A 14,611-nucleotide genomic window follows, 5' to 3' on the forward strand; every position below is an offset into this window, starting at 1 on the left:
CTGAGATAACGCCATCAGAGTAGGGAATAGAAATGAAAAAGGGAAGCCTGAGCTTCCCTTTTGAATGTTGGATTTGCTTATTTGATTTGAGCAAAATCGCGTAGTGCTGCCACTTTGTCGGTCTTTTCCCATGGGAACTCTTCGCGACCGAAGTGACCGTATGCTGCTGTTTTCTTGTAGATAGGTTGCAGCAGGTTCAGCATTTCTTGCAGGCCGTATGGACGCAGGTCGAAGTGCTGACGAACTGCTTCGATAATAATGTCGTGAGACACTTTCTCAGTACCGAAGGTTTCGATCATGATAGACGTTGGATCTGCTACACCGATTGCGTAAGACAATTGGATCTCACAGCGATCTGCTAGGCCCGCAGCAACGATGTTTTTCGCTACATAACGCGCTGCGTAAGCTGCAGAGCGGTCAACTTTTGATGGATCTTTACCAGAGAATGCACCACCACCGTGACGTGCGGCACCGCCGTAGGTATCAACGATAATTTTACGACCAGTCAAACCACAGTCACCCATTGGGCCACCGATAACGAAACGGCCAGTTGGGTTGATGAAGAATTTTGTTTCTTTGTTCAGCCACTCTGAAGGCAGTACTGGCTTAATGATTTCTTCCATAACCGCTTCACGCAGGTGCTCGGTAGTGACTGAATCACAATGCTGCGTAGACAGAACAACCGCATCAATACCGACGATTTTTCCCTGGTCGTATTGGAAGGTCACTTGCGATTTTGCATCTGGACGCAGGAAGTCTAGTTTGCCGCTTTTACGTACTTCCGCTTGTTTCTTAACAAGCAAGTGAGAGTAAGTGATAGGTGCTGGCATCAAAACATCGGTTTCGTTACATGCATAACCAAACATGATGCCTTGGTCGCCTGCGCCTTGCTCTTTAGGATCGGCACGGTCAACACCTTGGTTGATGTCTGGAGATTGCTTACCGATAGTGTTCAGAACGGCACAAGAGTCCGCGTCGAAGCCCATATCAGAGTGAACATAACCAATTTCACGTACGGTTTGACGCGTCAGCTCTTCGATATCAACCCATGCAGTGGTCGTGATTTCACCACCCACCATCACCATGCCGGTTTTTACGTAAGTCTCACAAGCAACACGCGCTTTTGGATCCTGCTCCAGAATCGCGTCAAGAACCGCATCAGAAATCTGGTCTGCAATTTTGTCTGGATGACCTTCTGACACGGACTCAGAAGTAAACAGGTGCTTAGCCATAACGTTTCCCTTAAGGTTGATATCGTATATACGTTTATATGTATAAATGGATGGATGCTTTTCCATCTGGACGTCTATTCTACTCTGGTGATTTTTAAAAGCAACCAGACATAGATCGCGGTTTTCTCAAGTAATCGTTTGCGTGCCTAGGTCAATGATTACAACTAGATGAATAAAAACTGACCGTGAAACACCGCAAAAGCTCTGAAATCAGACATGTAAATCGTTTGCAGAGCCGTGAGAGACTTGCGACAATACTCGCCCGCCAAGTTTTACGATTCGGCAATTCGATTTAAGTATTGTGCCGGATTGTGTATTACACAAAACGTCTAAAGAAGTCAGGAGCAGACATGTCTTCTCGCAAGGTTCTAGCTAATGCGATCCGTGCCCTCAGCATGGACGGTGTACAACAAGCCAATTCAGGCCACCCAGGTGCCCCTATGGGCATGGCAGACATTGCCGAAGTCCTGTGGCGTGGCCACCTGAACCACAACCCACAAAACCCAGAGTGGGCTGACCGTGACCGCTTTGTGCTGTCAAACGGCCACGGCTCTATGCTGATTTACTCTCTGCTGCACCTGTCCGGTTATGCGTTGTCTATCGACGACCTGAAAAATTTCCGTCAACTGCACTCGAAAACCCCAGGTCACCCAGAATACGGTTACGCACCGGGTATCGAAACGACCACTGGCCCTCTGGGTCAAGGCATCACTAACGCAGTGGGCATGGCGTTGGCTGAAAAAGCACTGGCCGCGCAATTCAACCGCGAAGGCCACGACATCGTTGACCACAACACGTACGTGTTCATGGGCGATGGCTGTCTGATGGAAGGTATCTCTCACGAAGCGTGTTCACTGGCTGGTACCCTTGGTCTGGGCAAATTGATTGCATTCTGGGATGACAACGGCATTTCTATCGACGGTCATGTTGAAGGCTGGTTCACTGACGACACGCCGAAGCGTTTTGAAGCTTACGGCTGGCACGTTATTCCAGCAGTAGACGGTCACGACGCAAACGCGATCAACGCAGCGATTGAAGCGGCGAAAGCGGAAACAGGTCGTCCTACTCTGATTTGTACCAAAACCATCATTGGTTTCGGCTCACCAAACAAAGCGGGTTCACACGATTGCCACGGCGCACCACTGGGCGCAGAAGAAATCAAAGCAGCGCGTGAGTTCCTGGGTTGGGAACATCCAGCATTTGAAATCCCTGCAGACGTTTACGGCGCATGGGATGCCAAAGAAGCGGGCGCAGCAAAAGAAGCTTCTTGGAACACCAAGTTTGATGCATACGCAGCGGCATATCCCGCAGAAGCTGCTGAGCTTAAGCGTCGCCTGAACGGTGACCTGCCAGCTGAGTGGGAAGCGAAAGCAAGCCAAATCATTGCTGACCTGCAAGCGAACCCAGCAAACATCGCATCACGTAAAGCGTCACAAAACGCGCTTGAAGCGTTCGGTGCGATGCTGCCAGAATTCATGGGCGGCTCCGCTGACCTTGCACCGTCAAACCTGACCATGTGGTCTGGTTCAAAAGCGGTGACTGCAGATGACGCATCAGGTAACTACATTCACTACGGTGTGCGTGAGTTCGGTATGACGGCGATCATCAACGGCATCGCGCTGCACGGTGGTTTTGTTCCTTACGGCGCAACCTTCCTGATGTTCATGGAATACGCACGTAACGCAATGCGCATGGCAGCACTGATGAAAGTGCAGAACATTCAAGTTTACACCCACGATTCAATCGGTCTGGGTGAAGACGGTCCTACGCACCAGCCTGTTGAGCAAATCGCATCACTGCGCCTGACGCCAAACATGAGCACATGGCGTCCATGTGACCAAGTTGAGTCTGCGGTTGCTTGGAAATTGGCGATTGAGCGCAAAGACGGCCCAACCTCGCTGATCTTCTCGCGTCAGAATCTGGCACAACAAGATCGCAGTGCAGAGCAAGTGGCTGACATCGCGAAGGGTGGTTACATCCTGAAAGATTGTGCAGGTAAGCCAGAGCTTATCCTGATCGCAACCGGTTCAGAAGTTGAACTGGCAGTAGAAGCAGCAGCACAGCTTTCAGCAGAAGGCAAAGCAGTTCGCGTGGTTTCAATGCCAGCGACTGATGTGTTCGATAAGCAAGATGCAGCTTACCGCGAAGCAGTACTGCCTTCCGACGTAACAGCACGTATTGCTGTTGAAGCGGGCATCGCTGACTTCTGGTACAAGTACGTCGGTTTTGACGGTCGCATCATCGGTATGACCACCTTCGGTGAGTCTGCGCCAGCTGATCAGCTGTTCAAGATGTTTGGTTTCACCACTGAAAACGTGGTTGAGACGGCGAAAGAATTACTCGCGTAATTCGGGCTACGCTTTACACAAAACCCGCAGACATTGTCTGCGGGTTTTTTTATACCTAAACAATCTGAATTGGCAGGTGAAATCGTCGCCCTCAGATTTCTATTGAAAAGCCTGTAACTTTATGTTGACGCTGTGTTTTTTTGTGATATTTGTTATGTGTCTTGACAATGATAAATCACTCAAAAAGACAAACAGAGACACCCAAACACAACATAATTCTTACAAGGAACGATAATGGAAAACTCCCTTTCCTCGGCACAAGGTGGTGCGCAGACCTTACGCCAATTAATCCGGTCAATGGGGCCGGGTATCATGATGGCCGCAGCGGCCGTTGGTGGTTCACATTTGGTGGCGTCAACGCAGGCTGGCGCTATTTATGGTTGGCAATTAGCAGGTCTCATTCTGCTGGTCAATCTCTTTAAATATCCATTTTTTAAAGCGGGCATCCAATACACATTAGGGACAGGCGAGAGCCTTGTTGAAGGGTATGCCAAGCTAGGACGCCCGTATCTTTGGGTATTTGCGCTTCTTTGTTTGTTTTCTGCCGTGGTAAATATCGCCGCACTGTTACTGTTTAGTGCCAGTTTGCTAAGCTACTTCATTCCTTTTACGTTATCGCCTGTTGTCTTGTCCGCGGTTGTCGTGGTGGTTTGTTTAGGCATTTTATTCGCGGGTCATTACAAAGCACTCGATGTGCTATCAAAAGTGATTATGGCCGTTCTGACTGTCGCGACAGTTGCCGCCGTGACGATTGCTTTTGTTAATCCGTCACCCGTTTCAGATGTGGCAATCTCTCCATCACCGTGGACGTTGGCAGCCATCGGTTTTCTGGTCGTGACCATGGGTTGGATGCCCGCGCCGATTGAAGTGTCCAGCATCACGTCGATGTGGTTGAAAAGTCAGCAGCGTCGGCAGGAAGTCACGGCACGCTCTGCACTGTTTGATTTCAATGTCGGCTATATTGGCACCGCGATATTGGCGATTGTTTTCCTCGCGCTGGGAGCATTGGTGTTGCATGGCTCTGGCGTGGAATTTGCTAAATCGGGAGTCGGCTTCTCGCACCAACTCGTGAGTTTATACTCATCAACGATAGGAGAGTGGTCTCGTTACCTGATTGCGGTGATTGCCTTTTTCTGCATCTTTGGCAGTACGATCACCGTGATTGATGGTTACTCTCGTGTGGTGGCAGAGTCCCAGCGTTTATTGCTCAAGCAGGAAACACAGCACCCACGCGTACTGCAATGGTGGATCTTTGCCGTGTCGGTAGTGGCGATGGGCATCATTATGTTTTGGGGTAAGGCGCTTATCCCGATGTTGGATTTTGCTATGGTCATGGCATTTGTCACGACGCCAGTGTTTGCATTGCTAAACTACATTTTAGTGACGCGAACAAATTTGCCAAAGGCGTTGTCACTGAGCACGCCGATGAAGTGGCTGTCAATTACCGGTCTGATCTACCTGTTTGGCTTCCTTGCATTGTTTATCTGGTGGAAGTGGTTGATGTAAGACTTTTGCCAACGGTCAGTGTGAGAAATTATTGACCCAGCGGAATAGTCTTTCTGATGATTATGTCATAAATAGCGAGCTTTGCTCGCTATTTTTTTCAGTATGATGTGTGAGAGACGAATCACATTGTACGTGCGTATTTCACGTGCTTGAGATAGACTGTGGCCGCATATCATTAGCAAATCAAGAACGTCAGGGAACATGGCACTACGCGTTGCAATTAATGGATTTGGCCGGATTGGTCGCAGTGTACTGCGTGCACTGTATGAAAGTCACAAACGAGATCAAATCGAAGTCGTTGCGGTCAATGAGCTCGCAGAGCCTGACGCTATGGCTCACCTTCTGCAGTACGACTCCAGCCATGGCCGCTTCTTCAAGAAAGTCACGAACAGTCAGGAATACCTGTTTGTCGGTGATGACAATATCCGCATTCTTCACCTCCGCGACATCAATTTACTGCCTTGGCGCGATTTAGACATCGATATTGTGCTCGATTGCACCGGTGTGTTTGGCAATCGTGAGCATGGACAGGCACACATTGATGCGGGGGCAAAAAAAGTGTTGTTCTCGCACCCGGGGGGCAATGATTTGGATAACACCATTATCTTTGGTGTGAATGAAGAAACCCTGAAAGCCTCTGATCGCATTGTTTCTAATGGTTCCTGTACCACCAACTGCATTGTCCCTGTCATCAAGGTTCTTGATGAGCAGTTCGGTATTGAGTCAGGCACCATTACCACGATTCACTCTTCCATGAATGATCAACAAGTGATTGATGCGTATCACTCAGACTTGCGCCGAACTCGCGCAGCGAGTCAATCCATCATTCCGGTTGATACCAAATTGCACTTGGGAATTGGAAGAATCTTTCCGAAACTTTCTGACAAATTTGAAGCTATTTCGGTTAGAGTGCCAACAATTAACGTCACAGCAATGGACTTAAGTGTCACAGTTAACACAAAAGTGAAAGTTAATGACGTAAATCAATCACTCGAAGATGCTGCTCGGTGTACATTAAGCGGCATTGTCGACTATACCGAGGCGCCACTTGTCTCGATAGATTTTAACCATGACCCTCACAGCGCCATCGTTGATGGTTCTCAAACTCGGGTTAGTAATCATAACTTAATCAAGATGTTGGTATGGTGTGATAACGAGTGGGGTTTTGCCAACCGTATGTTAGATACGGCGTTGGCCATGGCAACAGTTACTGGTGGCTCGAAGGCTTGAGCCACGGCTTTCTGCAGTAAAGAAAGCACAAGCAAATTTTTAATTTTTGCAACTTAGAGAGAGGACGAAAATGTCTGTAATCAAAATGACCGATCTGGATCTGGCTGGCAAACGCGTGTTTATCCGTGCTGATCTGAACGTACCAGTAAAAGACGGTAAAGTGACTTCTGACGCGCGTATTCTTGCGTCTCTGCCAACTATCAAGCACTGCCTGGAAGCTGGCGCGAAAGTAATGGTGACTTCTCACCTTGGTCGTCCTACTGAAGGCGAGTACGCGGAAGAATTCTCTCTGCAACCTGTTGTTAACTACCTGAACGATGCATTGGATTGTGACGTTAAGCTGGCAAAAGACTACGTCGATGGCCTAGAGCTGAACGCAGGTGAGTTGGTTGTTCTGGAAAACGTTCGCTTTAACAAAGGCGAGAAGAAAAACGAAGACGAACTGTCTAAGAAATACGCTGCACTGTGTGACGTATTCGTGATGGACGCATTCGGTACTGCGCACCGTGCACAAGCATCTACTTACGGTGTAGGTGTGTTTGCACCAATCGCATGTGCGGGTCCTCTGCTGGCTGCTGAACTGGAAGCATTGGGTAAAGCAATGGACAACCCAGAGCGTCCACTGGTTGCTATCGTTGGTGGTTCTAAAGTTTCTACCAAGCTGACTGTTCTTGAGTCTCTTTCTAAAATCGCTGACCAATTGGTTGTTGGCGGTGGTATCGCAAACACCTTCATCGCGGCAGAAGGCCACAATGTGGGTAAATCTCTGTACGAAGCGGATCTGATTGAAACTGCTCAGAAACTGATGAAAGAGTGTGCAATTCCTGTTGCGACTGACGTTGCATGTGCGAAAGCATTCGATGAAAACGCGGAAGCTGAAATCAAGCACGTTTCTGAAGTACAAGATGACGACATGATCTTCGACCTGGGTCCAGACTCAACTGCGGCACTGGCTGAAATCATCAGCAACGCGAAGACTATCCTTTGGAACGGCCCTGTTGGTGTATTCGAGTTCAAAAACTTCGAAGCAGGTACTGCGGGCATTTCTAAAGCAATCGCTGAGTCTGCAGGTTTCTCTGTAGCAGGTGGTGGTGATACTTTGGCAGCCATCGACAAGTTCGGTATTAAAGCAGATGTGTCTTACATCTCTACTGGTGGTGGCGCTTTCCTTGAGTTTGTTGAAGGTAAAGTTCTGCCAGCGGTTGAAATGCTGGAAGCTCGCGCGAAAGCGTAATGATAGACGGGGGTTATTACCCCCGTTTTTTATGCGTCTAACTCCATGTTTTAATGACTTAGATGCATTTCCAAAGACAAAAATTAATGTGTTTGGAATCACGTTTGGGTACAATGCGCAGCGCTGATCGCAAACGTTTGCCGATTTAGCTGAGTTGGCCAGGATAGAGCCAGCTCGGTACTAATTTCTTCAAAGACAACAGAGTAAATAGGACTATTGTTATGTCTAAGATTTTTGATTTTGTAAAGCCTGGCGTTATCTCTGGTGACGACGTTCAGAAAGTGTTTGAAATTGCTAAAGAGAACAAGTTCGCTCTTCCAGCGGTAAACGTGGTAAACACTGACTCAATCAACGGTGTTCTGGAAGCTGCATCTAAAGTTAAAGCACCAGTGGTTGTTCAGTTCTCTAACGGTGGCGCAGGCTTCTTCGTTGGTAAAGGTGTTAAGCTAGATGGTCAAGGTGCACAAATCCTTGGTGCAGTTGCTGGCGCAAAATACGTTCACGCTGTTGCTGAATCTTACGGTATCCCAGTTATCCTGCACACTGACCACGCAGCGAAGAAACTGCTGCCATGGATTGACGGTCTGCTGGACGCGGGTGAAGCGCACTTCGCTGAAACTGGCAAGCCACTGTTCTCTTCTCACATGATTGACCTGTCTGAAGAGTCACTGGAAGAGAACATCGCTATCTGTGCTGAGTACTTGGCTCGCATGGAAAAAATGGGTATGACGCTGGAAATCGAACTGGGTTGTACTGGCGGTGAAGAAGACGGCGTAGACAACTCTCACATGGACGCGTCTGAGCTATACACCTCTCCAGAAGACGTTGCATACGCTTACGAGAAACTGAGCGCAATCAGCCCACGTTTCACTATCGCAGCATCTTTCGGTAACGTACACGGTGTTTACCAAGCAGGTAACGTTGTACTGACTCCAACCATTCTGCGTGACTCACAAGCTTACTGTGCAGAGAAATTCGGTATCGCACCTAATGCGCTGAACTTCGTATTCCACGGTGGTTCTGGTTCTTCTGAAGCAGAAATCCAAGAGTCTATCGGCTACGGTGTTATCAAAATGAACATCGATACTGATACTCAGTGGGCAACGTGGGACGGTATCCGTACTTACGAAGCTGAAAACCGTGATTTCCTACAAGGTCAAATCGGTAACCCAACTGGCGAATCTGCGCCAAACAAGAAGTACTACGATCCACGCGTATGGCTACGTGCAGGTCAAGCTTCTATGGTTACTCGTCTTGAGAAAGCATTTGCTGATTTGAACGCGATTGACGTTCTGTAATTTAAGTTTAGTTAAAAAACTTATTACAAAAAATGATAAAACCCGCTAAATTTAGCGGGTTTTTTTATGGCTGAAATTCAGGCCATAGTGAGAAGTCCCTAAACCATCTTGATAGCGTGTCTTTTTTACGCTGGATATCGAGATGGTTTAGTTATTTAGAAGTGAGAAAAAAAATGACTGAGCAAAATGCTGCGCACGCTGTTGAGAAAACAGCAAATGAAGCAATGCACTGGCTGGCTTCAAACCAAGAACTGATGGTTCAGTATGCGATGAATATCCTGACCGCTGTTTTGATCTTGTTGATTGGCCACTGGGTAGTGAAGAAAGTGGCGGGCTCAGTGGGAACCGTGCTTAAAAAACGTAACCTTGACCAAACTGTTGTCGATTTTATCGAGAACATGGCGCGTTACGTGATGTTTGCAATCGTACTGATTGCTGCACTGGGCCGTTTAGGTGTTGAAACCGCGTCAATCGTTGCAGTGATTGGTGCCGCGGGCTTGGCGATTGGTCTGGCTCTGCAAGGTTCACTGTCAAACTTCGCTGCGGGCGTGTTGATTGTAACCTTCCGTCCATTCAAGTCGGGCGATTACGTAGAAGTTGGTGGTGTTGCAGGTTCTGTGGCGTCGATCCAGATCTTCTCTACTGTACTGACTACACCCGATAATAAGATGGTAGTTGTGCCAAATGGCACAGTTATTTCTAGCCCAATCACGAACTACTCGCGTCACGAAACGCGTCGTATTGATTTCATTATTGGTGTGTTTTACAAAGCGGATTTGCAAAAAACTAAAGAAGTGCTGACGCGTGTTGTGATGGCTGACGAGCGTGTGCTGAAAGATCCTGAACCTACAGTGGGTGTACATGCCCTGATGGACTCTTCTGTAAACTTCGTGGTTCGTCCTTGGGTGAACACTGCTGACTATTGGTCAACGTATTTTGACCTTCTTCAAGCGATTAAAGAAGAATTAGACAAGGAAGGTATTGAGATTCCATTTCCGCAAATGGACGTTCATTACTATGCAAACGCAAAAGAACAAGTGAATTCCGAACCAAGACAAGTGGCATAACACGCACTGTTTTGATGAAACCCTGCCAACTGGCAGGTTTTTTTTATGCGATCCTTCGGCATTAAAGAAGGATGGAACCCTGTTGTTCTACATTTGAGACACTGGATTTCGCTGCTTAAACTGTACACTCTGCTCTGTTTTTATATCTGAGTGGATGAGTCAGGTATGTTAGATATTCTGTGGTCTGATCTCGGATTGATCAATGTAAAGCCATTACAACATCAAGGAAATCGCAATGGAAAATGCAACAAATGAAGCCATGAGTTGGTTCAACGGAAATCAGGAACTCCTACTCCAATATGCAGTGAATATTATCGCTGCCATTCTTATTCTCATTATTGGTAATTGGGTCGTTAAAGCGATTGCAAATGGCATCGCTGGGATGATGCGTAAAAAACAGCTTGATGAAACCGTTGTGAGTTTTGTTCACACCTTTGTTCGTTACCTGTTGTTCGTTATCGTTATCATTGCAGCACTTGGGCGCCTCGGTGTTCAAACCGCGTCGGTTGTGGCGGTTATCGGTGCTGCGGGTTTAGCCGTAGGCTTGGCACTGCAAGGGTCACTGTCCAATTTTGCTGCGGGTGTGCTTATTGTGACGTTCCGTCCGTTCAAATCTGGCGATTATGTTGAGGCTGGCGGTGTTTCAGGCTCTGTGGATTCCATTCAGATTTTCTCTACGGTATTGACCACACCTGACAACAAGATGGTTGTTGTGCCGAATGGTGCGATCATTTCTAGCCCAATCACCAATTATTCAAAGCATGACACCCGCCGTATCGATTACGTGGTTGGCGTGTCATACAGTGCTGACTTGCATAAAACCAAGCAGGTATTAGCCCGTGTTCTGTCAGAAGAATCTCGCTTGCTTTCAACACCTGAGCCAACGATTGGCGTCGTTGAGCTGGCAGACTCATCCGTCAACCTTGTGGTACGCCCTTGGGTACGTACGTCTGATTATTGGGGCGTGTATTTTGATCTTCTGCAAGCCATCAAAGAGGAGCTTGATAAAGAAGGCATTGAAATTCCATTCCCGCAAATGGATGTACATATGGCAAAAAGCGAAGGCTAAACTCGCCATCTAAATAAGCGCCAGTTTCTGGATTTAGAGCTGGCGTTTTTTTGTTGCCACTTTTTTGCCAATACAGGGTAATGTTGCAATCCCTTGACCGAGTTAAAATTATTGATTTTCGGACGCTGATTTTTCTTGCTTAGTGCTCAATGCTTTCCTAATTTGCCTAACTAGAAATGTAAGCTATTAATAATTACAGACAGTCTGCAGCATGATTTTTAGAAGGAATCCGACTTATGAGCAATATCCCATCTGAGCTGAAGTTCACCAACTCCCATGAATGGGTAAGACCGGAAGGTAACGGAGTATATACAATTGGTATCTCCGATCATGCACAGGCAATGTTGGGTGATATGGTGTTTGTGGACTTGCCGGATGTCGGTGATACGGTGGATGCGGGTGATGATTGTGCTGTGGCAGAGTCTGTGAAAGCAGCGTCAGACATTTATACGCCACTGACGGGCGAGATAGTGGCAATCAATGAGGAGCTTGAAGGGCAACCAGAGCTCGTAAACTCTGATCCGTATGGCGATGGGTGGTTATTTCAAATCCGCATTAGCGATGACGCTGAGCTCGATGAGCTGTTGGATGCCGAGTCTTACCAAGACACTCTCGACGAAGAAGAATAGCGCTGAGCTGGACTGTTGCGATAAAAAACACCGCGTATCAGCGCGGTGTTTTTGTTCAAGCGAAGTTTTCTAACGCCAATCACTGCTCTTTCAAGCGGCGGATCTCAGCATTGATTTCCTTAACGGTCTGGTAATGCTGAATATCTGCGTTTGATTGAGATTGCACCAATCCCTGATGAAACTCGAAATCTCCTCGACCATGGATGGAAATACGTCCCTTAAATAATCGGTAAACGTGCTTTGCAATCATGGTTGGGACATATCGATTAAACATCCGCATTTATTATTCCTTTATCGTTTTTTGTATAGCCAACTTCCAAAATCCCAGTAAAAACGTCTGAAATTCTGGCGCGCGGCATTATAACGACGAGGGTGTGACGACAATGTGACATGACAGACAGTTAGTTCAAATTTCGCCTATGCAAGTCAATGAATAAGGTGGGTGTCACATTCCATCAATGTTGTGAGCAGTCCGATTATCTGGCACGTAAATCCTGCACTTGTTGAATGACCGTCTGATGAATGGTTTGTCGTATCCATGTGTTTTTAGCACTGGTGACATTTTTTTTATGCCAAATCTGGCGAATATCAAAACAGCTCACATCAACCGGCGTAGGGCTGATCTCCAGTGTGTCTTTGAACATGTCCAATTTGGCCATGAGCTCTGCAACCGTGCATATCAGGTTTCGCCCCGACAGCAAATGCCTGACGGTAAGAAATCGCTGTGAGCCCATGACAACCTGTCGATCGCAGTTGAGTGCTTTCAACGTTGTATCTACGGGGCTGCTAAGTTGCCCATCGACCGTCACGAGCGCATGGGGGGTAGAGGTGTAATCTGCCAACGATATAGGATTGGCTAACCCTGTAGATGCGGGATCAAAAAGACACACGTGCTGTTCTGTGTAGAGATCTTCCATCATCAATAACGCGTCTTCAGTTTCGACGGCACCGAGTACCACATCCACGTGATCGGCTTTCAATGCTTCTTTATAACTTGCTCTATCGACAGGGCGACAACTCAGCTGGCAGTTTGGGGCTTGCTCGCGAAAGACATCAAACAGCACAGGCGCAAACACCAATTCTGCGTAATCGGTTAGTCCAATACGAACCGGCCCGTGGTATTGCTGCGGGTCAAATTGCACAGGTGTCAGCACATCAAGCGCAATGGTTTCGAGAAGCTGATTGATGATGGGCTCTAGCTCGAAGGCGCGAGAGGTGGGCAACATTTCATTGCCCTGACGATGAAAAAGCGGGTCATCCAGCAAGGTGCGAAGGCGAGACAGATTGTGACTCATCGCTGACTGGCCGATGGACAGCTTTTCGGCTGCTCGGGTGACGCTGCGCGTTTCCATCAATGCGGAAAATGCCACAAGCAGGTTTAAGTCGACACTGCGCCAGTTGACCCGTTTCATTGCTCAGTCCTCTTTCGCTTCTCGGCGAATATCTGCAACTGTGGGCGAGCACAGCGTAACAAGGTCGCTAAACTTCAGTTCTACGCCCGCCATCGGCGAGCCACTGCTGATGTTGACGAATTCATATTGTTCGAGAGACGGGTCAATGAAGATTGGCATAAACCCCATCACGGAAAGTGGTGTAACCATACCCGGCGAATAGCCCGTGATACTTTGGACATGCCCACTGTCAGCGCAGGTCATGCGGCGACAGCCTAGTATGTCTCGTACCTTGCGAGGATCTACTGAAGCGGTTCCAGGTAGGCAAGCCAGTGCCAATACACCGCCCATGTCCCGCAATAGCATGGATTTAACCATTTGATCTGGGTTTACGCCCCGTTGTTCCGCTGCATCCAGTACAGATGTTGCCGCACGTTGGTGCGGCAAAATGCGGTATGCAATGTTGGCATCTCTTAGGATGGAGAGAATGGGAGTATCGATCTCAGACATGGTTAAACTCAGGCATCGTCTTCGAGGCTATATGGCATCGCCACTTTCTGCCAAAGAATATCGGTGTCTGGCAGGCGGAACATGCTGTCTTCATCCAAGTTGTTTGGCAGTACAACCATGGCCAGTGCTTTGCCATCGTCAAAGCGATATCCTGAAAGCACAGTACCTCCGGTACGCCAGTTTTCACCCACGCTGCGGTCGAAAACATCACCGGCTTTTGGCGCGTCGGATGCGTCACCTTCAAGCAGGTAAGCCGCACGTTTATTAATGCCTCGGTATTTGGCGCGAGCCACTGTTTCTTGGCCTGTGTAGCAGCCTTTTTTAAAGCTGATACCGTCAAGGGCTTGCAAGTTAAGGGCTTGCGGGATGAATTCGTTGGTGTTCACCAGCTCAATCGCTGGAATGGCTGCGCGAAGCTCCAGTAAGTCCCACAGAGAACTGTCGCTAAGGACACCGCGATCACCGATTTCATGAATCAAGGTGTCAGCTTCCGTCGCATCAATGGCCAATAACCAGCGATTATCTTCGATTTTAACCGCGGTGCCTGTTTGGGTTGCTCGGACGTTACCGTCACCGGTGAAGCGTGATTGTACGGCGATGTCTGCTTTCTCTCCGGCAACACCAATCAGTACTTGCTCACTGAGGTCGAAAGTAACTTTGGAAAACACGGCGTACTTTTTAATCTCGGTGAGCTGCTTTTCTGCCACTGTTTTCGGCTGAACGTAAGCAAAGCCGTCGTTGTGACGAAACAAGCGGATCGCAGACCAGACTTTACCCTTGCCATCACAATGTGCGGCCAGAGTAGATTGGGTTTTATCCAGCGAAATCAAATCACACGTCAGTTGGCCTTGCAGGTAGCTGATGGTGTCTGCGCCAACAGCAGTAATAAGTGCAAGATTATCCAGCGCGATCACCGACAGTGCTGGTAGGGCACTGTCCGAAGAAAGTGGAAGTCGAGAAAAGTTGTGCGTTGAATACCAGTGAGTCATGGTGTCTCTCGCTTTAAAGTTAGTGGTCTTATGTTAATGCGACTGCCGTCTATATACCACTGATATGGGGTCAGATCACAGGCTTACAAGATTCACTGAGGGAGCGAT

At 48.0% G+C, this 14,611-nt stretch carries 13 protein-coding genes; 8 read left to right on the forward strand and 5 right to left on the reverse strand.

Annotated features, from left to right (window positions below; translation table 11 throughout):
* Positions 1 to 77: 77 nt before the first annotated feature.
* Entirely contained in the window at positions 78 to 1,232 is a 1,155-nt protein-coding gene (gene metK, locus B5D35_RS01800; RefSeq protein ID WP_078750911.1) for a methionine adenosyltransferase, read from the reverse strand.
* 350 nt (positions 1,233 to 1,582) lie between these two features.
* Here metK and tkt point away from each other — a divergent pair, with 350 nt between their 5' ends.
* From tkt to gcvH, 8 genes are all read left to right on the forward strand, one after another.
* Positions 1,583 to 3,580, forward strand: a complete 1,998-nt coding sequence (gene tkt / locus B5D35_RS01805; RefSeq protein ID WP_078750912.1) for a transketolase — start codon at positions 1,583 to 1,585, stop codon at positions 3,578 to 3,580.
* A 234-nt stretch (positions 3,581 to 3,814) separates the two neighbouring features.
* Positions 3,815 to 5,086, forward strand: coding sequence for an NRAMP family divalent metal transporter (locus B5D35_RS01810; protein WP_078750913.1), 1,272 nt, complete (start codon positions 3,815 to 3,817; stop codon positions 5,084 to 5,086).
* Positions 5,087 to 5,287: 201 nt separating this feature from the next.
* A complete protein-coding gene (gene epd, locus B5D35_RS01815; RefSeq protein WP_078750914.1) occupies positions 5,288 to 6,316 on the forward strand; it encodes an erythrose-4-phosphate dehydrogenase in 1,029 nt (342 codons plus the stop codon).
* 70 nt (positions 6,317 to 6,386) lie between these two features.
* Positions 6,387 to 7,550 (forward strand): phosphoglycerate kinase, encoded by a 1,164-nt coding sequence (locus tag B5D35_RS01820; RefSeq protein ID WP_078750915.1) that lies wholly within the window; start codon positions 6,387 to 6,389, stop codon positions 7,548 to 7,550.
* 221 nt (positions 7,551 to 7,771) lie between these two features.
* Positions 7,772 to 8,848, forward strand: a complete 1,077-nt coding sequence (fbaA, locus tag B5D35_RS01825; protein WP_078750916.1) for a class II fructose-bisphosphate aldolase — start codon at positions 7,772 to 7,774, stop codon at positions 8,846 to 8,848.
* Between the two features lie 173 nt (positions 8,849 to 9,021).
* On the forward strand, positions 9,022 to 9,915 hold the full coding sequence (gene mscS, locus B5D35_RS01830) for a small-conductance mechanosensitive channel MscS (RefSeq protein WP_078750917.1): 894 nt from the start codon (positions 9,022 to 9,024) through the stop codon (positions 9,913 to 9,915).
* 235 nt (positions 9,916 to 10,150) lie between these two features.
* Complete coding sequence (mscS, locus tag B5D35_RS01835; protein WP_078750918.1) at positions 10,151 to 10,984, forward strand: small-conductance mechanosensitive channel MscS; 834 nt, start codon at positions 10,151 to 10,153, stop codon at positions 10,982 to 10,984.
* 236 nt (positions 10,985 to 11,220) lie between these two features.
* Positions 11,221 to 11,613 carry a glycine cleavage system protein GcvH gene (gene gcvH, locus B5D35_RS01840; protein WP_078750919.1) on the forward strand — a complete coding sequence of 131 codons (393 nt, stop codon included), beginning with the start codon at positions 11,221 to 11,223 and terminating at the stop codon, positions 11,611 to 11,613.
* Positions 11,614 to 11,692: 79 nt separating this feature from the next.
* Here the strand turns inward: gcvH and B5D35_RS01845 are convergent, their stop codons facing one another.
* The 4 genes from B5D35_RS01845 to ygfZ form a co-directional block, all read right to left on the reverse strand.
* Positions 11,693 to 11,893, reverse strand: a complete 201-nt coding sequence (locus B5D35_RS01845) for a DUF1107 family protein (RefSeq protein ID WP_078750920.1) — start codon at positions 11,891 to 11,893, stop codon at positions 11,693 to 11,695.
* Between the two features lie 196 nt (positions 11,894 to 12,089).
* Positions 12,090 to 13,025, reverse strand: coding sequence for a LysR family transcriptional regulator (locus tag B5D35_RS01850; RefSeq protein WP_078750921.1), 936 nt, complete (start codon positions 13,023 to 13,025; stop codon positions 12,090 to 12,092).
* Positions 13,026 to 13,028: 3 nt separating this feature from the next.
* Positions 13,029 to 13,514: an aminoacyl-tRNA deacylase gene (locus tag B5D35_RS01855; protein ID WP_078750922.1), complete on the reverse strand. Its 486-nt coding sequence runs from the start codon at positions 13,512 to 13,514 to the stop codon at positions 13,029 to 13,031.
* 8 nt (positions 13,515 to 13,522) lie between these two features.
* Complete coding sequence (gene ygfZ / locus B5D35_RS01860) at positions 13,523 to 14,503, reverse strand: tRNA-modifying protein YgfZ (protein ID WP_078750923.1); 981 nt, start codon at positions 14,501 to 14,503, stop codon at positions 13,523 to 13,525.
* Positions 14,504 to 14,611: the final 108 nt, after the last annotated feature.

This window comes from Enterovibrio nigricans DSM 22720, from assembly GCF_900167155.1.
GTDB classification, from domain to species: domain Bacteria; phylum Pseudomonadota; class Gammaproteobacteria; order Enterobacterales; family Vibrionaceae; genus Enterovibrio; species Enterovibrio nigricans.